The following is a 22,147-nucleotide window of genomic DNA, read 5'->3' on the forward strand; positions in this document are numbered from 1 at the left end:
TCCCCTAAAAATTTAATCCACCAGATCGGTTTTCATGATCATGTCTTTCAACCTGAAATTATAAGGCAACAAAACTGATTTGTCGAAGGTAGTAAAGTTTATGTTTTGCAGCGGACCGATGTCGTATGGATAATCTTCTTCGGCCATTTGCCTGGTTGTCACGTTTCCTTCCTCTCGCCATTTTTTAAAAAAATGATTTTTAGTAAAATTAGTTTTTGCATACTGCCAGGATGTGGGTAAATAAATATAGTCAATTTCCTCGCTTTCATAATAACTGATATTTGCCTCTTTCAGCCGCCTGGTAAAATCATTGTCCTCATAACCGCCGCCGATAAACCGTTCATCAAAAAAACCAATCTTTCTGATCAAGTCCTTTTTGAATCCAAAAAAGCCAAATCGATAAAGGCCCACCAAACCCCAGCCGTCTTGCAGCATAGTCAGAATTTTTTGCACCGCCGCAGGCGTTGGCCGGGCTTTATCATTACAGATGATAATTTTCTCATACCAACTTGACACTATCGCCTCATTAACCAGCTTTGAAAACGATGGATAATTTGTGCCATCAAGAATTCTGCTGTTCAAACCCGCTAAACATGATTGCGCTTCCCGGCTAAGGTGAGGTCTGTTGGATATGATAATTATTTCATAGTCCACGTTTTTAATTGCCTCCACAGTTTAAATTTAGTCTTGATTATAATGTATGTATTACCGTCCCAATGGTGTGAAAAAATGCTACTCCAGGTGACTCTACCTGCATAATCTTTTAAAAACACCCCACGCGCTCGAAAGGCGAAGTGTTTTTTATCAGAGATCAAGCGCTAAGAATACAAGGGAGTTGCTGCAATGAAGATTATGACCATTTTGGGCACACGGCCGGAAATCATTCGTCTTAGCCGGATTATTCCTTACCTAGATGACCTTTGTAAGCATATTCTCGTGCATACCGGCCAAAATTTTGACCGGACCTTAAGTGATATATTTTTTACCGAACTAAAGCTGCGGTCGCCTGATTATCATTTGGACTGCCGCGCCCAGACCGCCATGAGTCAAATAAGCGAAATACTCCGTCGCTGCGAACAGGTGCTGAGCGAGGAAAAGCCTGACCGCCTGCTGATACTGGGAGACACCAACAGCGCCTTAGCGGCGCTGCCCGCCAAACGGCTGCGCATTCCGGTTTACCACATGGAGGCAGGCAACCGCTGCTATGATGACCGGGTGCCGGAAGAAGTCAACCGTCGTATTGTCGATCATTGCAGCGATATTCTCTTGCCTTACACCGAGCGAAGCCGGGCTAATTTGCTGCGGGAAGGCATTGCCGGCAGCCGGATCTATGTTACGGGCAATCCCATTGGCGAGGTTCTCAGCCATTATGCAGATCAAATTAGCCGGAGTCAGGCGCTGCAGACGCTAGGAGTAGCCAATCAAGGCTATTTTCTCGTAACCCTGCACCGGGCGGAAAATGTCGACGACGGGGACCGTCTGGAGAAATTCATCGCAGCCTTGCATAGACTCTATGCAGAATATGAACTGCCGCTGATTTGCAGTCTCCATCCCCGCACCCGCTCCCAACTGATTAAACAAAATAAGACCTTAGCCGGTACCGGTATCCGGATCGTAGAGCCATTAGGCCTGTTTGATTTCGTGTGGCTGGAGCAAAATGCCTTCTGTGTTTTGAGTGACAGCGGCACAGTGCAGGAGGAGTGCTGCCTTTTCAAAACGCCGAATGTAACGCTGCGCGATGTGACCGAACGGCCGGAAACCCTGGAGACCGGCAGCAATCTGATTGCCGGCTGTGATCCTACAGCCATCTTGCGGGCGGTGCAAACGGTTTTGCATCAAGGCCGAAACTGGGAACCGCCGCCTGAATACCGGGTCGCCAATGTAAGCCGGAAGGTTCTTAAAATCCTCCTGGGTGTGTAAAAAGGAATTGGCTGCGCAATCAATCTTTTGACTGAATAAAAGATAGAAAGGGCTGTCTCGAAGAGGTGAAAACTCCGAGATAGCCCTTCCCCTATGGGAATTCGTTTATTATTCTACTGTACACTCTCCCAAAGGACTTCAGCCAGATCTTTGGTCTTCACCGTTTCATCCACGCTTTTGAGTTTGGTCCCGTCTTCCATCATGGTCAGGCAGAAGGGGCAGGCGCTTACGATCATACCGGCTCCCGTTTCCAGTGCCTGTTCGGTGCGTTTTACATTGATGCGCTCGCCGATGGTTTCCTCCAGCCACATGCGGCCGCCGCCGGCGCCGCAGCAGAAGGACTTTTCATGGCTTTTCTCCATTTCTTTGCTGCTGATGCCGGGAATGGAGGCCAAAAGGGCTCTGGGCTCCTGATAGATATCATTGTAGCGGCCCAGATAGCAGGAATCATGATAGGTGCAGGTAGCATCCACCGATTTTTGCGGCTGCAGTTTTCCTTCTTTCACGAGTTGCGCCAGGAAAGTGACATGATGGATTACTTCGTAATTGCCGCCGAATTGGGGATATTCGTTTTTCAAAGTATTAAAACAGTGAGGACAGGTGGTAATAATCTTTTTCACACCATATTCATTCAGAGCTTCAATGTTGCCCTGAGCCAGAGTCTGATACAGATACTCGTTGCCCAGACGGCGGGCCGAGTCACCGCAGCAGGTCTGCTCCGATCCTAAGACACCGAAAGAAACGCCGGCTTTTTGCAGCAGCTTCACAACCGCCGTAGTTACCTTCTTATTCCGTTCGTCAAATACCCCGCTACAGCCCGGGAAGAACAAGTACTCCACTTCCGGCTTTTCCGCCAGGGAAGCAACTCCCAGTTCCTTGCTCATCCACTTTGCTTCGCTGCGGCTGATATTCCAGGGGTTTCCATTCCGTTCCATGCCGGTGAAAGTCAATTTGACTTCATGAGGAAAGGCACTTTCCATCATCGTCAGATTCCGCCGCAGATCGATGATTTTAGGCACATGCTCAACATAGACCGGACACTGATGTTCGCAGGCGGCGCAAGTGGTGCAGGCCCAGACCTCTTCCTCGTTCACTACGTCGGGCACCAATGACGCCGAGGTTTCTTCAGCGGTAGCGCCCTTTACCAGCAAGGGCCCCTTCTGATTCAAATGTGTCTTGAAATCCTGGACAAGCTTTTTGGGCGAAAGGGGTTTGCCGGTCTGATAAGCCGGACAGTTGTCCTGACAGCGGCCACAGCGAATACAGGCATCGCTGTCGAGAAGCTGTTTCCAGGTAAATTGCTGCAGTTCGGCTACGCCAAACTGTTCGACTGTTTCATCTTCCATATCAATGGGCTTCATTTTTTGCGCCGCATTGCCCTGAGCCAATGCTATATTGGCTGAACCGCTCAGCATATGGAACATTTTCGAGTATGGAATATAGGCGATAAATCCAAAGCTGAACAATAGGTGAATCCACCAGACAGCCTGGTGGGCACTTCTCAGACCCGCCGGCGACCCGCCGGAAAATAACGCGGCAACCGCCGCTCCCACCGGCGACCAGGCAGCCCACGGGTCGGGAATGGCGGCCATGCGCAAGCCTTCCAGCAGAAAGCCTGTAACTAAAATCGCCTCAATCAACAGTAACGTATAGAGATCGTCCGGCTTGTTATCCAGCCCGGCAGGCTGCAGCACATATCGCCGGTAAGCGGCAAAACCGATCCCGATCACCGCTCCCAATCCTAACAGATCCATGGCCAATGATAAGATTAAATAATAGCCGCCCTGAAACAAAGGGATTCCTAAGTCTTCGGTCACAGCAATGGACAGTGTGCCGACAGCACATACGGCAAACGCCCAGAAAACGACTGCGTGGGCCACTCCCGGTCCGGGTTCCCGCAGTAATCGTGCATGGCCAAAGCTGTTTTTGATCAGCCGGATCAATCCTGCCATATCTGGCTTGAAGTTTTCCGGGGCTCCAACCTTCCAAAGTTTATACCGGTCATAAACTCCTTTGGCAAATATCGCGAAAGCTACGAGCATCAATACATACATTATCCAATAGCTGTCATGGTACATACCCAATGGTCTCGACGCTGGCATAGTAGTACACTCCTTTTCTGATAATAGCACAGAGGCTCTTCTTCCTATCTAATTAATAACTATACGAGTTTGATTCCAAATTTCCTTCCAGTGTGTGGGCATGAAATGAAAATGTTCATAATTTTCACAGACTGGCACTGTATAAGAATCGTACATAAAATTCTTGCAGTTTTGAGCAATCGATAGTATAATGTATACATAATCGGCCAACCAACTAGAATGGGCTTCCCTATGCCGCCAAGAGGACCGCGTTTTTCGAGAAGAAGAGAGACGCACGAAATCTTGACATGAGGTCTTCCCTCAGATTGAGAAGCTCTCACTAACCGGATGTCCGCCTCACATTATATGGAGGTGCATTCGAGTGACTGTTCAAGAATTAGTGCTACTCATCGTCGTATCCGTTGTATGGATTGTGCTGTTATCGCGCAAAGCCTGCCGGATTCTTGAAAACGAACTAAATTCCAAGTAACTATCAAAAAATCACCAGGATAAAATCCCGGTGATTTTTTTGCATCTTATCCTTTGTTTCATTTGCTTACGCAATTCCTGCCTTGTTCTTTAGCGCGATATAAAGCCTTATCGGCTGCTTTGACGACAGCCTCCGCCGTTTTCAGCCTGCCGGTTGCTTCTGCAGCTCCGATGCTGACAGTAACGAATAGCTTGCGGGGCGAGCGCTTCTGATGTTTGCCGGCGTCCTTGGATATATAGGCTGTTGTTCCCACCTTTTCCCTCAATTCTTCCAAGTAAGGCAGAGCCTGCTGCAGGCGCTTGTCTGGAAACACGATAACAAACTCTTCGCCGCCGTAACGAAAGGGCTTGGCGTCGCCGCCGGTTTCTTTTATAACCGAGGCCACCAGCTGCAGAACTGCATCCCCGGTGGTATGTCCGTATGTATCGTTAAACTTCTTGAAATAGTCGATGTCCAGCATAGCGATGGTATACCGCCCGCTGAGCCGCAGCATTTCTTCCTTTAAAGCACGGCGGGCCGGCAATCCGGTCAACTCGTCAAAATAGGCCATCGAATAAGAATCCTGAATCATCGCTACTGCCAGCATAAGCCCGGCGGCAGCGAAAAATAAAGGAACAGACAGAGCGTTTGCCTGAAAGTGAAAGGCGACGGCCGATGCGGTTAGTACGCCCAGCATGGCGCTATTTAGGTGGAAATCGCCGTAAGAGTGCCTGATGAGCAGGATAAAAGTCAAAACATAGGCAAAAATCGCCGCAGGCGGCAGGGATGTAAAGGCATAGGCCGGCGCCAGGGGACTTGTAATCAGAGAAACCAGCCCGGCGTCACGGGAAAGGATGACCGCCAGTACAAATACGCCCTGCATTCCAATAAACCACATCCGTTTCAGGCCCCAGGCGTTAAAGATGCCCCTCTCTTGTATCCGGGAAAAAACATAAAGATTCAGCGGTATCAGAAAACAGACGACCGGAACCACCGTGCTGCGAAAAAAGGCTTGGTCGCCAACCAGGGAAGAATGCATCAGCAAAAACTGACTAAGCCCCAGAACGACCAACACAAAGAAAGCCCGGCTGCGGTTAAACCACCAGCTAAGAATCATACCGGCCAATATAATGAGACAGGACAGGCTTTTTGCCAATGCAGCCAAGCTCTCCGAACCGGTCCCAGCCCACAAGCCGGCATAGGCCAGAGCCAGCAAGGCAAACGGCATCCGGGACAGGGGCACTCCTCCTGGACTCATCGTTATCCTACTCTCGCGTCATTGGCGTCTTTTGTGAATTGATCCCGCAGCACCCGTTTTAAAATCTTACCGGTCTGATTTTTAGGCAGAGCATCCACGGCCACAAAATCCCGCGGCATTTTATAGGCGGCCAGGTTGCCCTGCAAATATGCTTTCAATGCTTTTTTGTCAAATGCCTGATCCGGAGCCATAACAATATAAGCGCATACCGCCTGACCGCGCAGTTCATCAGCCTGGCCGACAACAGCCGCTTCAATGATGCCGGGATAAGAATGCAACAGTTCTTCAATCTCGCGGGGATAAATATTCTCGCCATTGCTGATGATCATATCTTTCAGCCGGTCCACAATAAAGAGATAGTCTTCCGTATCCTGATAAGCCAGATCACCGGTATACAGCCAGCCATCCCTGAGGGCCAATGAGGTTTCCAGCGGCAGGTTAAAATACCCCTGCATTACAGTGTGGCCCTTGACGATCAATTCCCCCACCTCACCGGGAGGCAGAGTCTCCCCTTTTGAGTTCACTACCCGGACCTCAAGGCCAGGCAGGGCTTTCCCAATGGAGCAAAATTTCGTTTTACCGGCAGGGTTCAGGGTCACGACCGGCGAAGCTTCGGATAAACCATACCCTTCTGTAACGGTCTTGCCGTACTTTTGGCGGAACTGCCGGGCGACATTTTCCGGCAGGGAAGCGCCGCCGGATACAAGCAGCCTGATTCCCTGCAGATCTTCGGGTGTTCCGACCCGGGTGAGCAGATTATAGATAGGCGGCACACCGTACATAACGGTCACGCCGTAGTCTTTAATGGCAGCCAGCGCTTCCTTGGGGGCAAAGGCCTCCAGAACCGTAATCGAGGCGCCGCACAGCAGCGGATTTAACACGGCGCAAGTCCAGGCAAAGCAATGATACATAGGCAGGACGCACAGAACATTGTCCTGGGCCGATATGTCCAGTACCTTCTGCAGTCCCCCGGCGTTAGCGACCAGATTTTTATGGGACAATACAGCTCCCTTGGGGTTGCCGGTGGTCCCTGAGGTATATATGATCACACAGGGCTGATCTTCTTGCAAACGATTGTCAAAGGAGGGTGTCATTTCGCCTATCTGGGATATCTGCTGTTTGATATCGGAAATCAAGCTTTGTCTCACTTCCTGCCGATAGCCGTACCGGTGCAATTCTTCGGCAATGTTCAGGGGCTCAGCCGTCACGATATGCTTCATGCAGGCATCTTTTACGATATAAGCGATTTCACGGCAGGTAAGCTGAAAATTAAACGGTACAACCACCGCGCCTAAACTGGCAATAGCCATATAACTGCAGACATATTCCACTGAATTGCGGGAAAACAATCCTATATTATCGCCAGAGCGGATCCCTATTTGATAAAAATAAGTCCGGTATTTTGCCACTTCCTCCTGCAGCTGGGCGTAAGTAACGTTGTTAACGCCGCGAAAGGCTATGGCATCGGCCATCCCCTGATAAATGAGATGATGAACAAACATTGCGGATCCTCCTCTATTATTTTGAATGCAAGTATAAAAAATGTGCTTACAGAATGCTAGTATATCATAACCAAGCGCATCAAACAAACCAAACATAAAAGGAGAGGTTTTATCCTCCCCTTTTATACAAAGCAACCATCCTTATAGCCCAGATGCCTCAAAGAGTCTTACACGTGACGTTTCGAAACAACCTCTTTCCCAAAGGTCCACTGACATTTCATGCATAAACTGACTCTACGTGACTTGAACAGCAGACAACTACACTCGATGGTTTGATACTGACTTTCCGGTTTAAAACAAAAACACTAACCTTACTGACTGATGAATCGCGAATCGCTTGCAATACCGAAAAACGGATCTCACATTTGCAATACCGATAAACCACTAGTCGCTATAAGGATGGTGCCTGATTTAAATATAGCACACCCTCTGTACTTTTGCAATAGCAAATAAATAAAAACCTATTGCCAAACTCATCCACAGCCACGAATCTGGAACCGTTCAAAAAGGCCCAGATGCTAGACGCGACGAGGACGGGCGTGAGACTGTACGTTCGGGAGGGTACGTCGAACGCCCGCCCGCAGGAGCAACAACGCAGATGGGCCTTTTTCAACGGTTTCCTGGTAGTTTTAACTTGGCTAAAGCGTCAGCTAACGCCGAATTGATTGGCTGGTCCTGGGCCTTTTTCTGTTCCTTTAAATATCGTGACACTTCCTGTTTCGACACCTTGCCATGGTCGGTCTGCCGCCGTTCTTCAAAAGCGGTCAGTTTCTCCCGGTAGCCGCAGACGCAGGCAAACAGGCGATGCTCGCCTTCTCCCCGCAGCTCCAGTTTTTTTATGGCAGTTGGGGCAGCGGGCATTGGTCACCTTGGCCAGGCCTTTGCGGTAACCGCATTCCCGGTCCTGACAGATCAGCATCTTGCCCTTTTTGCCGTTGACTTCCAGCATATACTTGCCGCACTCGGGACATTTGGTCCGGGTGAGATTGTCATGGCGGAACTGTTCCTGACTGTTTTTGATGCCAGTAACCGCTGTTTTTGCGTAATCCTTCATTTCATGAATAAATTTATCTTTTGCTAAGGCGCCCTTGGCAATAGCGGCCAGCTTCTGCTCCCACCGGGCCGTCAGAGTCGGGGATCTCAGTTCTGCCGGCACAAGCTCCAGCAACTGCCGGCCTTTGGCGGTAATGAATATGTCCTGGCTGCCGCCCTTTTTCTCAATCAAAAAACTTCCAAACAGCTTTTCGATGATATCGGCCCGGGTCGCCACAGTACCCAATCCGCCGGTTTCGCCAATGGTTTTTTTCAGGCTCTCATCCACGTTTTGCATATACTTTACCGGATTTTCCATGGCCGACAGCAGGCTGCCCTCATTAAAGGGAGCCGGCGGCTTGGTTTTGCCCTGGGTAAGGGAAACGCCGGATACCGGCAATACATCCCCTTTGCTGCAAGGAGGCAGGAGCTGTTCACCGATCTCTTTCCTGCTGTCTGGGTCTTCTGTTTCTTCTGTATCCTCGTCTGAGTCTGTTTCGCCCTGGTACAGTTCCCGCCAGCCAGCCGCAATGACGGTCTTGCCTCTGGCCACAAAGGCCTCGCTGCCGATCTTGGCCTGGAGCGTAACCTGCTCATATTCAAAAGGCGGATATAATACCGCTAAAAAGCGTTTAACCACTAAATCATACACTTTTCGCTCTTTGTCGCTCAGAGCGTTTAAAATCACGGTCTGTTCCGTGGGAATGATGGCATGATGGTCGGAGACTTTGGCGTCATCGACAAAATGCCTATTGGCCTTGATGGGACTTTTCAGCAGTTTAAAGGCGGCTTTCATGTAAGGGCCCACGCCGCAGGCCTGCAGTCTTTCTTTCAGGGTATCAACGATATCGGAGGAAAGATAACGGGAGTCGGTGCGGGGGTAAGTCAGAAGTTTGTGGTGTTCATACAGCTGCTGCATAATGCTTAAGGTTTCTTTGGCCGAAAAGCCAAAGAAACGGTTGGCATCCCGCTGCAGCTCGGTCAGGTCGTATAACTGAGGCGCAAAGCTTTTCTTGGCCGCCTTGTTGACAGCGGTAATTTCAGCCGGTTTGCCCCCCAGGGAACCCAGGATTTTCTCACATTTTTCCCGGTCAAAGGTCCTGACCTGGCCGGTTTTTCCGTCCTGCCAGGTCAGCCTCAACCCATTGGCTGCGGCTTGAATCCCGTAAAAGGGCTTGGGCTGGAAGGTCTGAATCTCTTCTTCTCTGGCAGCGATGATGGCCAGAGTAGGGGTCTGGACCCGGCCACAGGACAACTGGGCATTATACTTGCAGGTCAAGGCCCGGGTGGCATTGATGCCCACCACCCAGTCAGCTTCGGCCCTGGCCACGGCCGAAGCATAGAGGTTCTCATATTTCCTGCCGTCTTTCAGCTTCCTAAAGCCTTCCTGGATGGCCTTGTCGGTCACGGAAGAAATCCAGAGACGCTTGAGGGGTTTACGGATCTGGGCTTTCTCCAGAATCCATCTGGCCACCAGCTCCCCCTCCCGGCCGGCATCAGTGGCAATGACTACCTCATGGACATCCTGTCGGCCCAGCTGTTCCCGGACGATCTGGAACTGCCTGGCGCTCTGCCTGATGACCACCAGCTTTAGCTGAGCCGGCAGCATGGGCAAATCTTCCAGGCGCCAGGACTTGTACTTATCATCATAAGCTTCGGGATCGGCCAGGGTGACCAAATGCCCCAGGGCCCAGGTCACGATATATCTTGCCCCTTCAAAATAGCCGTTGCCTTTTTGGCCGCATCCCAGCACCCTGGCCAGGTCCCGGCCTACCGAAGGCTTTTCGGCGAGAACAACTGTCTTACTCATGGTTAAAATCCTCTCAAGATGAATTGATTAATCAAGTTTCTCTTTACCTATACTCTCCAGCTGCTGATTAAGTTTATCCGCCTGTTGCCGGACAGCTGCAGCTTTGGCCCTGACGTTATCGGCAAAGGCCTGGTCCTTGATCCCCGGCAGGTTAATCGCTACGTTGTAAAGAGCCCCCCGCAGGCCGGCATAGGCCATCAGCCCGGCGACAGCAGCATCGCTGGCTGCATGAGGATTGCCGTATTCGAGAGTCTTAGCCGCCAATTCCATGACTTTCAGGGCTTCTTCGGCAACCTGCAGAGGCAGGATAGTGGCCTGCTTGGTAGATTCCTGAATTTTTTGCGACCTGGCTTGCTTTTCCGCATCCGTGGCTTTGGGTAGTTTGTAGGCCGCCATAACTTGATTAAAGGCCTGGGTATCTTCGTCAATATACCGGGTCAGGCTAGCCGTAACGGCTTGAGCCTGATTAAGGACAGCAGCCATTTCAGTGTGGACGGCCGCATGCTTTTCACTGTTCACGGTCAGACGGCAAACCATAATTGCCAGAGCGCCTCCCAGGCTGGCGGACAAGGCTGCGACGCTGCCGCCGCCAGGAGCCGATGAGTCGGAGGCCAATTCGGTGATAAAGCCCTGTACGGTTTTGTCGATCAGCATCATAAAATTCCCCTCCTATTTTATAAATTATCTTCCAGGACTTGTTTCCGGTCAAATCCTTCGAAACGCAGATAAAAATCCGCCACGTCCAACAGAGCCTGCATCGGCAGAAGGCCTACCACTTCGCTGCCGATAATGTTTACCCCATAACGGGCGGCTTCGGATTTCACTGTTTCAAACACTCTGAATAACGGAGTTCCGGTATAATCCACCATGTTGATGGAAACCTGGGCTACATTTCTGTCTTCCAGCATGACCCCCATGGCTCGGACATATTTATAGCCGCCCCTGGCTTCCCGGATAGTGTTGGCGATCTTTTTGGCAATGCTCACATCGCTGGTCCCCAGGTTAATGTTATAAGCGATCAAAAACTGTCTGGCCCCCACAGCCGTGGCTCCGGCTGTAGGATGCATCCGGACCGGGCCATAGTCAGGCTGTCTCTCGGGTTTCACGATTTCGGCTTTTAATCCCTCATATTGTCCCTTGCGGACATCCGGCAGGTTTTTGCGGACAGGAGTCTTGGCTGCCGCTTCGTACATGTAAACGGGAATATCCAGCTTTTGTGCAATTTCCTGGGCCAATTCGTTGGCCAGGGCCACGCACTCTTCCATGGTTACGTCTTTCACCGGAATAAACGGGATGACATCGGTGGCACCGATGCGAGGATGCTCTCCCGTGTGCTTTTCCATGTCAATCAGCTGGGCAGCCTTGGCGCAGGATTGAAAAGCCGCCTGTTTCACCGCCGCCGGCTCACCGATAAAGGTCACAACAGTCCGGTTATGGCTGGCGTCGGATTGCACATTCAGCAATTTAACCCCTTCCACCCGCCTGACTTCCGCCACAATGGCATCAATGGCATCCCGTCTCCGGCCTTCACTGAAATTCGGTACGCACTCAACCAATTTCGGCATTTATAATTCCCCCCTATCTTGTTTTTATATATGGGAAGTTTCCTGTCGACACTACTTTTATCTTACATGTTCTGCCTTTATCCCCAATTTCCTCTTACCCGGCTTGTTTCATACAATGCAGCGCAAAAAAAGGCCCTGCAACTCCAGTGCAAGGCCTTTCATACTGAGAAATCATTTGCAAAACCCCACTGCATCCCCGAATCCGGAACCGTTCAAAAAGGTTCAGATGCTAGGCAAGAGTTTCCTAAACTGATTTTTCTTTGAAATATGTAGCCACCGGCGTCCTGCACAGCAGCCAGGCGATCATGCTGCCCCCGGTGGTACTGATCAGGAAGGGCGCGACAAAGAAGAAAGCGCCAACCTGAGACCCGATCAGATATTTGGCAATCGGATACGAGAGAAGCCCGCCGATAATGCCGGTGCCGATGATTTCCCCCAGGACGGCTCCCAGGATGTGATGGGTCCGCTTATAGACAAACCCGGCCAGGGCCGCCCCTGCCATACTGCCGGGGAAAGCCAGCAAAGAGCCGGTTCCCAGGATATTGCGCAGCAGCGAAATGCTGAAAGCTGCGCCCACAGAATAGCGAGTACCCAGCAACACGGCCAGTAAAACATTAATGGCGTGCTGGACCGGAAAACACTTAGACACTCCAACCGGAATATACACCAGGTGCGACGAAAGAACTCCCACTGCAACCAATAAAGCTGTTACCGTCAATTTTCTGACAGGCATGATATCCCTCCTTTAAATTTTAATTGATTTTGCCGTAATGAATCAGAGTATCCGGCTGCATCGTGGATATCGCATCGAAGAGACGCATCCGGAATGTTCCCTGTTCTTCGCCCGTTTTGAGTGTTTTTTGCGCTATTTCGCCGGCAATGCCCATAACCGCCACACCGGCCACGGCGGCCGCAAACAGATCATCAACCGCCCCGCAGCAACAGCCGACCAAAGACGTCGTCATGCAGCCGGAACCGGTTATGCCGGTCAGCATGAGGTGCCCGTTATGGATCAAACAACGCTTATCGCCTTGGGCAATGACATCGGTTTTGCCGGTGATAGCGATCACGCATCCCAACCGCCGGGACAACTCCCGGGCAATCGCCTCGCCGCCCTGCTCGTCAGCCGTGGAGTCCACGCCGCGAATTCCTGCATTCATCCCGGCCAGGATCTTGATTTCAGACATATTCCCCCGGATCACTGAGGGACGTACTTCCTGGATAATCCGTTGAGCCGTATGGGTCCGCAGTGTGGTGGCCCCCACTCCCACCGGGTCGAAAACTACTGGTTTTCCTAAAGCTGCCGCTTTTTTCCCGGCAATCAGCATGGATTCAATCGTACGGGTATTCAGAGTGCCGATATTCAGAACTAAGGCTCCGGCATGACTAACCATTTCTTCCACTTCCGCCGGATCATCGGCCATGACCGGCGAAGCGCCGATGGCCAAAGCAATATTGGCGCAGTCATTGACTGTAACATAGTTAGTCAAATGATGAATCAGCGGCTTTTTCTCCCTTACCCGTCCGATCACTGCGGCGGCTTGACGTGCAATGTCCATTCGTTTCTCCTCCTTACATAATGAAAAGCGCACCCGTAAGGATGCGCTTAACCAAACCCTTTTGCAGCAGTCCCTACGCTGGCATTATCCAGATCAGGTTAATGGGTCATAGACTTGCGGGTCTATATCTCAGCCGGCCTTTTCCAGCTCCCCAGGCATCTTTTTTCTATTAAATGTAACATATCACATCTGCATATTTTTTTCAATATCTTCAACCGGATAATTGGGGAAATTTATAACTCAGTCTAGCAAAGTAATAATCATCCAACAAAATGATTTAAAATAAAAAAGCAGGAAAACCAGCCAATTTTGTTTTCGTGCTGCTTGAAGCTTGAAGATATTTATGGCACAATATTTGCGTATAATTATTAAAGGAGGAGTATAAATGTCAACCGCAGCGTCCGAGACAAAAGCAAAAAAGATTACTATGCCTCATACCTATATCATTATATTCGGCGTAGTGATTGCCTGTTGGCTGCTGACCTTCTTAATCCCTCTGGGCAAATTCGATACCCATAGCATTACCTATATGAATGCGGAAGGGAAAGAAAAATCCAGAACCGTATTAATCCCGGAATCATTCCGATATCAGTATCCTATTGATAATGTCAAATTGAAGACAAATTTATCGGAATTAGTTAATAATGAAGCGATGTTAAATAAAGCAGGGCTTGATAAGGCGAAAATTGGTGCGTTTTTAGCCAAAGAACCCGGGGAATGGGATCATGCCGCTTTAGATGCAGCAGGCCTTAATGAGCCTGTATTATACAGCCTGTTTAAGGATCGGATTTATGATACAAGCGTGAAGCTTAAATCTCAGGCAAATATCTGGGGTACCGATGACTTTTACGGCTTTGGCGTTTTGAACTATGTATTTGAAGGCCTGGTAACGGGAGATAAAACCGGCTCGGCAGTAGGCATCGTTGCATTCATCCTGGTAATTGGCGGCTCCTTTGGCATACTGCTCAGAACCGGTTCCGTGGATGCAGGCATCCATGCGTTTATCAAACGGGTCAAAGGCTATGAAGCAGCTGCCATTCCGGCGCTTTTCACATTATTCTCCCTAGGCGGAGCAGTATTCGGCATGTCAGAGGAGACCATTCCTTTCGCCATGATCGTCATTCCCTTTGTGATAGCCCTGGGATATGATTCATTGGTAGGAATAGGTGTTACGTTTGTCGCCAGTCAGGCCGGAAACGCCGCCTCCTGGATGAATCCTTTCGGTATTGCCATAGCGCAAGGCATAGCAGGCGTGCCCGTAATGTCAGGGGCAGGCTTTAGAATCGCTATGTGGGTTATCACTACAGCCCTTGGCTGCGCCTATCTGACGGTTTACGCCAATAAAATCAAACAAAAACCGACATCCTCTATAGCATATGAAACAGATCGTTATTTCCGGGAGCACATCCAGGTCAACGAAGAAAAACATGAATTCAAATTAGGCGACAAACTGGTGTTGTTGTCATTCCTGGCGGGCATCATATGGATTATTTGGGGGGTTACCGAGGAAGGTTATTATATTCCTGAAATCGCTTCCCAATTCTTTGTCATCGGTTTGGCGGCAGGTATCATCGGAGTACTGTTCAAATTAAACAACATGAAAGTGAATGACATCGCCTCATCTTTTCAGCAAGGCGCTGCCGATCTTACGGGAGCAGCGATTGTAGTAGGCATGGCAAAGGGAATCATCCTGGTGCTGGGAGGCACCTCGGCAACGACTCCTACCGTATTGAATACGATATTGCACGACCTGGGTTCGGCATTCGCAGGGTTGCCTACTGTTGTTTCAGCTTTGTTCATGTATGTATTTCAAACTGTATTTAACTTTTTCGTAACATCAGGCTCAGGGCAAGCCGCTTTGACTATGCCGATTTTGGCGCCTCTTGCCGATGTGGTAGGAGTATCCAGGCAGATCTCCACCCTTGCCTATCAGCTGGGCGCCGGTTTTGCCGATGCTTTCGTTCCTACCTCCGCAAGCCTGATGGGTGTTCTCGGCGTAGCCAGGATCGACTGGGGCCGATATGCCAAATGGCAGATTAAAATGCAGGGTTTCTTCTTCGTAATCGGCTGCATCTTTATTATCGTTGCCGTCATGATCGGCTTCCATTGATGATTTTCTGATGATTTTCGTATCGTGAACTTAAAACCATGACCCGAGGGAGAAAGATGATTAAAATAATAAAAAACGCAAAAATATATGCGCCGGAATTCATCGGGAAGAAGGATATCGTGCTAGCAGGCGGCAAAATACTATACATAGGAGAGAATCTATCACCAAACTGCTGCTTTCCTATAGAAACAGAGGTCCTGGACGGTCAGGGAAAACTTTTACTGCCGGGCTTTATCGACAATCATGTACACATACTGGGAGGCGGCGGCGAAGGCGGTTATAAGACCAGAACGCCTGAAATCAGCCTAACTGACCTGACCAAAGGAGGCATTACCACTGTCGTCGGCTGCCTGGGAACGGACGGAACCGCCAGAAGCATGATGTCCCTTTTGGCAAAGGCAAAGGGTTTAAGAGAAGAAGGCATTTCCGCCTTCATCTATTCCGGCTCTTATCGAGTGCCGATAACCACTATAACCGGTGATATACCGACGGATATCATGTCGATTGAAGAAATAATAGGAATAGGTGAAATCGCTGTTTCCGATCACCGGTCTTCCCAGCCCTCTTTAGAAGAGCTGAAAAGGCTTGCGGCTGATGCAAGACTCGGCGGCATACTATCCGGCAAGGCAGGGGTCGTAAACCTGCACGTGGGCGACGGGCTGCGAATGATAGACTTTTTATTTGAAATGATAGAAAAAACAGAGATTCCGGCTTCGCAATTCTTGCCAACCCATATGAACCGAAACCCTTATCTTTTCAAAGAGGCCATACGATACGGCAAATCCGGCGGGTATATAGACTTCACCACAAGCTCCGACCCTGTCTTCTGGGAAGAAGGAGAGGTAAAAACAAGCAAAGCCCTCAAAACTTGTTTGGCTGAGGGCGTGCCGGCAGGCAATATAACCTTTTCCTCGGATGGACAGGGAAGTCTTCCGGTATTTAATGAAAAGCGGGAGTGCATCGGGCTGGGGGTCGGAAAGTGCACCTCTCTGTTTGATGAGGTAAGAGATGCGGTGTTAAAGGACGGTGTACCCCTTGAAATTGCATTGCGGGTGATTACCTCCAATCCGGCGGCTGTTTTGAAGCTTCAGGAAAAAGGACATATCATGGCCGGGTACGATGCAGACCTTGTCCTTGTCAGCGAAGACTCTCTTGAGATTGATACGGTTATTGCAAAAGGTCAGATCATGGTGCATAATAAAGGAATCAAAGTATCGGATACATTTTGCCGCTGACTTCAGGAGAAAATATACTGAATGCCTTTGATCACCAGCACAAGCCAAAATACAGTCCAGCTAACGATAAGAATAATGCCGGCAGCCAGAACCCAGGGCAGCCGCTTCTGCCATTTCAGGCTTTGCTGCCGGCACTCCAGGCGCACAGACTCAGGCAGCATCCGATGAAAATACAATGTGGCAGCCGAAAGCAGGGCGGCGTCATCGGCAATACCCAGCAGAGGCATATAGTCGGGCAATAGATCAATCGGGCTGAACAGATAGACAGCCAGTACCAACAGCATCCCTTTTACATACCCTGGTGTAAGAGGGTGTTTCCAGGCATAATACAAAGCAATCGTATCTTCTTTTAAAAGCTTGAGCCAGGCCCACAGGTTCACAATCTTGCTGTAACTCATCTCTCATCACCAACCTATTTTATATATATGAATCATATCACAACTCCCTATACTTTCGACAGGATTTTCACAGAAAGCACAACCGCCACCCTGGCAGATCCTCCGACAAGCAGGGCATACATACTACATAAAAAAGAGTAGGAGGCCTGTCCATGACTCAATCTATGTCCGGTGTAGAAATAAAAAAAATCCGCTACCGTGACTTAAAGGCATGGGAAAATCTGTTTGCCGCCACTTTCAAAGACGATGTTCTGCCGGCAAATATCAATCTTCATATCCGCCGGATCCGTCAATATTATGGTATTTTGCGACCTCTGTCCCAGATTTTCCCCAGCGTAAGAAACTATTTCAACATCTATATTATTACCGTAAACGGGCAGATCGGCGGCTTTTTTCAGGTATCTTACATGAATAGCCGTCAGCTGCATCTGGATTACATTACCGTGAGCAAGTCCTATCGCAGCCGGGGAATCGGCGCCTGGACCATCCAGAAATTGCTGGAGCGGGCCCAAAAAAATGCGTTGGATGTTGTGCTAGAGGTAAAGGCGGATAATCCGGCTTATTGGTTGTATAAACGATTAGGCTTCTCCCCTCAGGCCCGTATACTCCACTATGAAAAAGAGTTTGCCAGGAGAGGCGTAAGCCTGGTGGCGCCCCATGTGCCTGGCCTGCGCAAACTGGAGGACCGGGACCGCTCCCGGCTTCACAAACTTTACCTGAACAGTGTCCCCCGGCGGATTCAACGCCATATTCTGAGAGATCAGGGGCAGACTCACTCCAGTCTGTTCCAGAGAAATTTGGAATGGTTCAAAAACCGGCTGATGAAAACGGCCAAACAGGAATATGCCGTGGAGGTCGGCGGCAGCATCATCGCTATATTGGAAATTCGCAGTTATCCCAGGGACGCCACCCACAACATCAACCTCCGGCTGGATAAAAATTATGAATCATTGCGAAAGCCGCTGATGCAATACGCCGTATTCCTCTTGCAAAAGCAATATTCCAAAGGGCGGGTTCATACTACCGTCTATGATGACAGCGCCGCGAAACAACTGACCTTGGACAAATTGGGGTTTAAATTGGGAGCGACCTATTCCCTGATGGTACATACGGCTTCCACCCCATTATCCGAACCGAAACCCTGCCTTAAAGAAAGAACCTGCCCTTAAGCCGGCAGGTTCTTTCTTGTGTCTCCTAAATCGAAAAGTTGCCGTTTTTAAAGACCGGGATCTCCTGACCGGCAGCCGTAGTACCGGTAATCTCCAGGTCTTCTGTCCCGAGCATAAAATCCACATGTACCAAAGAATCATTGACGCCTTTGCGGCTTAATTCTTCCTTGCTCATACGATCACCGTTTTTCAGGCAAACTGGATATGCTTTTCCCAGGGCCAGATGACAGGAAGCGTTCTCATCAAACAGTGTATTTAAAAACAGGATATTGGCGCGGGACAGAGGCGAATCATAAGGCACCAGGGCGACCTCCCCCAAATACCGGGCGCCTTCATCGGTATGAATTAGCTGCTGCAGCACTTCATACCCCTTTTCGGCCTGAAAATCCACCACTTTGCCCTGTTGAAACGTCAGGGAGAACTTATCAATGACAGTTCCGTTATAATTCAAGGGCTTAGAACTGACAACCCGGCCGTTGGCGCCGTCTTTTTTCGGCAGGGTGAACACCTCTTCCGTCGGCATGTTGGCGATGAATTCTATGCCGCCGGGCGTACGTTCCGATCCCCCCAGCCATAGGTGATCCTCCGGCAGCTCCACGGTAAAATCGGTACCCAGGGAGTTTTTATAGCGCAAAAAGCGAAACCGGTGAGAATTCATGAATTCCAGGCTCTTTTGCAGGTTTTCTTTATGTTTTTCCCAGGCTGCCACAGGGTCCGGCGCATCCACCCGCACCGCTTTCAGAATGGCCTCCCAAAGGGCCGCCACGGCCTGGGGCGCCGGCAAAGCAGGAAATACCTTTACGGCCCAGGAATCGGTAGGAATTGAAACGACACACCAGGCATTCTGGTTGCTCATCAGCTTTTCCCGGTATTCTTCCAGAGCTATATTGCTGGCTTTTTGCGCCTTGGCTACCCGCTGGGGATTCACGTCCTTCAGCAGCTCTGGGTCACTGGCGGCAATGCTGACAAAAGCAGCTCCCCGACGGGCGTAAGACAGATAAAATTCTCTTTGCCACTCGGGAAACTCGCTAAAAACCTCCTCCGGCGCCTGTAAAAAACGGATCTTGCCGAACAGCTCATCTTTCCAGCTAATGACCACATCCCTTGCACCTTGTGCATAGGCCTGCTGCGCCACCAGCCGGGTAAAAGCGGCGCACTCAATCGGCGAATTGATCACCAGGGTTTGCCCCGGCTGAATGTTCACGCCTATTTGTACAATAAGCGACGCGTATTTTTCCATCATGCTTTGATTCATGGCATACCTCATCCTCTCTCTTTCGTTCTGCCTATATTATAGTTTATTGTAACCGATTTTAGACAAGAGTAAAATCTACCAAGTCACCTTAAAATATTTTTGCCAGGTACTAATATCTAGTCGTAATTTGACGGATTTTATGATAGAATGATGAACTGTACATACGATGTATCCGTCGAATGTAGCAAGTTCACACTCAGCAAATCAAGGAGGCTATTATGCGCAAACTCGCCGCATCTTTAACATTGGGTCTTGTCCTGTCCACTGCTACCACTTTTGCATCTCCCTCCGCACAGTTTGAAGAAGGGGCTGTCGTTCTTGAAGTTGGCAGCGCGCTGGGTTCCGAAGTAAGCGGCAAAGGATTTGCCAACCTGGAAGTCGACGGCAAATCCGGCTTTAAATCCAATCTAACCGTTGGTCTAAATGACCGCTTTGCATTCCAGTATAGGTACGGACAATTTAAGTCAAAAGACGCTACTGTCGAAGTAAGTTGGGGAGGTACTATCTCCCCCTTGACTACCTATGCCGCAGACAAACTGCAGGATTTCAATTTATTGTACAAAATAACCCCCAATCTGAATCTGGTCGCCGGTTATGAGTACGATAAGGTTACTTATGGGAAATATGTGCAAGACGCTTCCAAGAGCGTTCTGCATGCCGGCATCGCCGCCAACTATCCCGTCAGTGATAAAGCCTCCCTGTTTGCCACCCTTGTGGGCGGCAAAGATGTATCGTTGATAGAAGCCGGCGTCAGCTATAAAATGTCGGATATCACTGCCCTGAATGTTTGCTATGCCGAACGAAAGGTCAACGATATGGATGTAAAGATTCCTGATGCAGGAATAAATTCTGCAGCAGACTATACCATGACCGGCGTCACTTTCATGTTAGCCTTTAAAATGTAATTACTGAAGGCATCATAAAAACTTATGCCAAAAAACGTCTGACAGCCACCCCGGCTGCCAGACGTTTTTTCTGTTTGAAAGATTATTGGCTGCCCAGCATTTGCCGCAGATACTCCCGGTTATGATGAATTCTGGGGTCGTCCGGAATAAATTTTGCTGCCAGTTCATTGTGGTCGTTTGCCAGTTTATATTCGCCAGCACGCGAATAACATACACAAAGCTGAAGGTGCGGCAGCCAGGTGGCGCACTGGTGATTCACTACCCCCCAGGCAGCGTTGGTTATATCCAATTCGGTCGCAAGCTTATACCAGAAAATGGCCTGTTTCAACTGATTATGATTCAAGTGATAAAAGCCCAGACGGCAACAAAAATCAGCTCTGGGGGTATCGTACTGAAAAGAAAGATAAATATATTTTAACTGATTCTCCACATCGTTAAGATAATAAAAACAATCGGCCAATTTACTGCAGGCGCCAATATTATCCTCAACCCAGCCTTGTTTTGTTGCTAAAAATTTTTGATAATACTCTATCGCCCGGTTATATAGCTGATGATCTTTTAATTCATTAGCAAAATAATATAAATCCCGTGGTGAAAATACCTCTCCTTTTTGCTGTCTTCGCTCGTAAATTTTAAGATTTCGATCACTGTCATGGTCTTGAGGTTGATGGGTCACAGCAATATCCGTATCTAATTTTTTGCCGCCCACTTCTAAGTATTCGTGGACCGCTCCAATCCAGCGGAAGTTTTTTTCTCGTTTAACCAGCCGGTTCCGGCGAAGCTGACTGATTACTTTTCCATAATTGTCAACCGACAAATTATAAAGCATGCTGACAACCTCAATATCCCGGTTGAGGCTTGATTTTAACTGAAGAAATAATTGACGGTCCTCCGCTAAAAAAACATCGTCAGCATCCAACCATAGAATATATTCCTGTGTTGCTTTACTAAATGCGTAATTACGAGCTGCCGCAAAATCATCTATCCATTCGAAATCAAATATATCTTTAGTAAACTGACTCACCAGTTCTTTTGTTTTATCGGTTGAACCTGTGTCTACAATGACAATTTCATCGGCAATTTGTTCCGCTGACCGCAGACAACGTTCAATCGTTTCTTCTTCATTTTTTACAATCATGCACAAACTGATCGTTATCGCTGATTGAGATGCTACACTAGATTCTGTCATATTAAGACCTCCTGAAGATAATGAATCCCTAATAAATTATTCATAGAACCCCATATTGGTTACAAAGAGCAAGCGATGAACATTTCAGCCTCCTCCGAGAAATGCCATCTAGTTGAGTCAGTAATAATCCCCCGGCGCCGCCGGGGGATTATTACTTTGACTGCAAAATGTTAAGCGAGTTCTACAATTGTCAGATTAGCCTGGGTTGGCGAGATTCCGTAAGAAACTGCTGCACCGCTGTTATTGAAAAGGCTAAAGGTCGTCGGGACGGTTGTTACGGTGATCAAAGCGCTTCCATTCAATTGAAGCGTAACAATCGGAGCAGGAGAAGAAGACAGAATCGTCGGTCCGCCGCCGCCAACCTGGATACCTAAAGATACAGAGGTTTCCGCCTCAGCTCCGTCTGTATTAACCCACCAGGAGATATAGTAGTTGCCTGGATCATTTATGGTGAAAGTTCCCGTTACAGCATCATAGGTAATGTTGGTCGCAGGAGCATTCATTACAGTATCAAACAAGACGTTAGCACCATCTGCAACTGTGCCGGCGCTGCTTTCTTGAAGTTGAACCTGCAGTCCTAACAGCTCGGCAGGCGCACCGGTAGCTCCGGTTGCTCCAGTATCACCTGTAGCCCCAGTGGCTCCGGTTGCTCCAGCATCACCTGTGGCTCCAGTAGCTCCAGTAGCTCCA

The 22,147-nt window shown here is 49.2% G+C and carries 17 protein-coding genes, 1 pseudogene and 1 riboswitch; of the genes and pseudogenes, 5 read left to right on the forward strand and 13 right to left on the reverse strand.

The features are described 5' to 3' along the window. Positions 1-12: 12 nt before the first annotated feature. Positions 13-516, reverse strand: a complete 504-nt coding sequence (locus ALO_RS00625; protein WP_238528184.1) for a glycosyltransferase family 2 protein — start codon at positions 514-516, stop codon at positions 13-15. Between the two features lie 327 nt (positions 517-843). On the opposite strand from ALO_RS00625, the gene wecB reads away from it, so the two are divergent. Then, complete coding sequence (gene wecB, locus ALO_RS00630; protein WP_004573044.1) at positions 844-1,920, forward strand: non-hydrolyzing UDP-N-acetylglucosamine 2-epimerase; 1,077 nt, start codon at positions 844-846, stop codon at positions 1,918-1,920. Positions 1,921-2,033: 113 nt separating this feature from the next. Here wecB and ALO_RS00635 read toward each other — a convergent pair whose 3' ends face one another. The 8 genes and pseudogenes from ALO_RS00635 to thiM form a co-directional block, all read right to left on the reverse strand. Continuing rightward, the gene (locus ALO_RS00635) at positions 2,034-4,022 is read right to left on the reverse strand and encodes a heterodisulfide reductase-related iron-sulfur binding cluster (RefSeq protein ID WP_004573045.1); all 1,989 of its coding nucleotides are present in this window, start codon (positions 4,020-4,022) and stop codon (positions 2,034-2,036) included. Between the two features lie 527 nt (positions 4,023-4,549). Next, positions 4,550-5,728 carry a diguanylate cyclase gene (locus tag ALO_RS00640; RefSeq protein WP_083820995.1) on the reverse strand — a complete coding sequence of 393 codons (1,179 nt, stop codon included), beginning with the start codon at positions 5,726-5,728 and terminating at the stop codon, positions 4,550-4,552. A gap of 2 nt (positions 5,729-5,730) precedes the next feature. Continuing rightward, positions 5,731-7,230: a class I adenylate-forming enzyme family protein gene (locus tag ALO_RS00645; protein WP_004573047.1), complete on the reverse strand. Its 1,500-nt coding sequence runs from the start codon at positions 7,228-7,230 to the stop codon at positions 5,731-5,733. A 609-nt stretch (positions 7,231-7,839) separates the two neighbouring features. Then, positions 7,840-10,072: pseudogene (locus ALO_RS00650) on the reverse strand (DNA topoisomerase III). A 27-nt stretch (positions 10,073-10,099) separates the two neighbouring features. Further along, positions 10,100-10,729 (reverse strand): cyclodeaminase/cyclohydrolase family protein, encoded by a 630-nt coding sequence (locus ALO_RS00655; protein ID WP_004573050.1) that lies wholly within the window; start codon positions 10,727-10,729, stop codon positions 10,100-10,102. 17 nt (positions 10,730-10,746) lie between these two features. Beyond that, positions 10,747-11,637, reverse strand: a complete 891-nt coding sequence (gene ftcD / locus ALO_RS00660) for a glutamate formimidoyltransferase (protein WP_004573051.1) — start codon at positions 11,635-11,637, stop codon at positions 10,747-10,749. A 244-nt stretch (positions 11,638-11,881) separates the two neighbouring features. After that, positions 11,882-12,370 carry an energy coupling factor transporter S component ThiW gene (thiW, locus tag ALO_RS00665; RefSeq protein WP_004573052.1) on the reverse strand — a complete coding sequence of 163 codons (489 nt, stop codon included), beginning with the start codon at positions 12,368-12,370 and terminating at the stop codon, positions 11,882-11,884. 19 nt (positions 12,371-12,389) lie between these two features. After that, entirely contained in the window at positions 12,390-13,196 is an 807-nt protein-coding gene (gene thiM, locus ALO_RS00670; RefSeq protein WP_004573053.1) for a hydroxyethylthiazole kinase, read from the reverse strand. Between the two features lie 52 nt (positions 13,197-13,248). After that, positions 13,249-13,360, reverse strand: a riboswitch (TPP riboswitch). 221 nt (positions 13,361-13,581) lie between these two features. Here thiM and yfcC point away from each other — a divergent pair. Together yfcC and iadA are read left to right on the forward strand one after the other, a co-directional pair. Further along, complete coding sequence (yfcC, locus tag ALO_RS00675) at positions 13,582-15,306, forward strand: putative basic amino acid antiporter YfcC (RefSeq protein ID WP_004573054.1); 1,725 nt, start codon at positions 13,582-13,584, stop codon at positions 15,304-15,306. 59 nt (positions 15,307-15,365) lie between these two features. Then, positions 15,366-16,541, forward strand: coding sequence for a beta-aspartyl-peptidase (gene iadA, locus ALO_RS00680; protein ID WP_040292443.1), 1,176 nt, complete (start codon positions 15,366-15,368; stop codon positions 16,539-16,541). Between the two features lie 2 nt (positions 16,542-16,543). Here iadA and ALO_RS00685 read toward each other — a convergent pair whose 3' ends face one another. Then, on the reverse strand, positions 16,544-16,939 hold the full coding sequence (locus ALO_RS00685) for a YkvA family protein (protein ID WP_004573056.1): 396 nt from the start codon (positions 16,937-16,939) through the stop codon (positions 16,544-16,546). Between the two features lie 152 nt (positions 16,940-17,091). Here ALO_RS00685 and ALO_RS00690 point away from each other — a divergent pair, with 152 nt between their 5' ends. Then, positions 17,092-18,108 (forward strand): GNAT family N-acetyltransferase, encoded by a 1,017-nt coding sequence (locus ALO_RS00690; protein ID WP_004573057.1) that lies wholly within the window; start codon positions 17,092-17,094, stop codon positions 18,106-18,108. Between the two features lie 25 nt (positions 18,109-18,133). Here ALO_RS00690 and ALO_RS00695 read toward each other — a convergent pair whose 3' ends face one another. Beyond that, complete coding sequence (locus ALO_RS00695) at positions 18,134-19,363, reverse strand: aminopeptidase (protein WP_004573059.1); 1,230 nt, start codon at positions 19,361-19,363, stop codon at positions 18,134-18,136. Between the two features lie 218 nt (positions 19,364-19,581). Between ALO_RS00695 and ALO_RS00700 the strand changes: the two genes are divergently transcribed. Continuing rightward, positions 19,582-20,268: a hypothetical protein gene (locus tag ALO_RS00700; RefSeq protein WP_004573060.1), complete on the forward strand. Its 687-nt coding sequence runs from the start codon at positions 19,582-19,584 to the stop codon at positions 20,266-20,268. Positions 20,269-20,350: 82 nt separating this feature from the next. Here the strand turns inward: ALO_RS00700 and ALO_RS00705 are convergent, their stop codons facing one another. Next, positions 20,351-21,457 carry a glycosyltransferase family 2 protein gene (locus ALO_RS00705; RefSeq protein WP_004573061.1) on the reverse strand — a complete coding sequence of 369 codons (1,107 nt, stop codon included), beginning with the start codon at positions 21,455-21,457 and terminating at the stop codon, positions 20,351-20,353. A gap of 170 nt (positions 21,458-21,627) precedes the next feature. Then, the coding region (locus ALO_RS00710) for a BclA C-terminal domain-containing protein (protein WP_004573062.1) at positions 21,628-22,147 on the reverse strand (520 nt) is incomplete at its 5' end.

The sequence above is a fragment of the Acetonema longum DSM 6540 genome (assembly GCF_000219125.1).
In the GTDB taxonomy this organism is placed as follows: Bacteria; Bacillota; Negativicutes; order Sporomusales; family Acetonemataceae; genus Acetonema; species Acetonema longum.

What these genes read in the sequence shown, in the direction of transcription:
- wecB (WP_004573044.1), top strand. Translation starts at nt 844, where the DNA reads ATGAAGATTATGACCATTTTGGGCACACGGCCGGAAATCATTCGTCTT.
- ALO_RS00635 (WP_004573045.1), bottom strand. Translation starts at nt 4,022, where the DNA reads ATGCCAGCGTCGAGACCATTGGGTATGTACCATGACAGCTATTGGATA.
- ALO_RS00640 (WP_083820995.1), bottom strand. Translation starts at nt 5,728, where the DNA reads ATGAGTCCAGGAGGAGTGCCCCTGTCCCGGATGCCGTTTGCCTTGCTG.
- ALO_RS00645 (WP_004573047.1), bottom strand. Translation starts at nt 7,230, where the DNA reads ATGTTTGTTCATCATCTCATTTATCAGGGGATGGCCGATGCCATAGCC.
- ALO_RS00655 (WP_004573050.1), bottom strand. Translation starts at nt 10,729, where the DNA reads ATGATGCTGATCGACAAAACCGTACAGGGCTTTATCACCGAATTGGCC.
- ftcD (WP_004573051.1), bottom strand. Translation starts at nt 11,637, where the DNA reads ATGCCGAAATTGGTTGAGTGCGTACCGAATTTCAGTGAAGGCCGGAGA.
- thiW (WP_004573052.1), bottom strand. Translation starts at nt 12,370, where the DNA reads ATGCCTGTCAGAAAATTGACGGTAACAGCTTTATTGGTTGCAGTGGGA.
- thiM (WP_004573053.1), bottom strand. Translation starts at nt 13,196, where the DNA reads ATGGACATTGCACGTCAAGCCGCCGCAGTGATCGGACGGGTAAGGGAG.
- yfcC (WP_004573054.1), top strand. Translation starts at nt 13,582, where the DNA reads ATGTCAACCGCAGCGTCCGAGACAAAAGCAAAAAAGATTACTATGCCT.
- ALO_RS00685 (WP_004573056.1), bottom strand. Translation starts at nt 16,939, where the DNA reads ATGAGTTACAGCAAGATTGTGAACCTGTGGGCCTGGCTCAAGCTTTTA.
- ALO_RS00690 (WP_004573057.1), top strand. Translation starts at nt 17,092, where the DNA reads ATGACTCAATCTATGTCCGGTGTAGAAATAAAAAAAATCCGCTACCGT.
- ALO_RS00695 (WP_004573059.1), bottom strand. Translation starts at nt 19,363, where the DNA reads ATGAATCAAAGCATGATGGAAAAATACGCGTCGCTTATTGTACAAATA.
- ALO_RS00700 (WP_004573060.1), top strand. Translation starts at nt 19,582, where the DNA reads ATGCGCAAACTCGCCGCATCTTTAACATTGGGTCTTGTCCTGTCCACT.
- ALO_RS00705 (WP_004573061.1), bottom strand. Translation starts at nt 21,457, where the DNA reads ATGACAGAATCTAGTGTAGCATCTCAATCAGCGATAACGATCAGTTTG.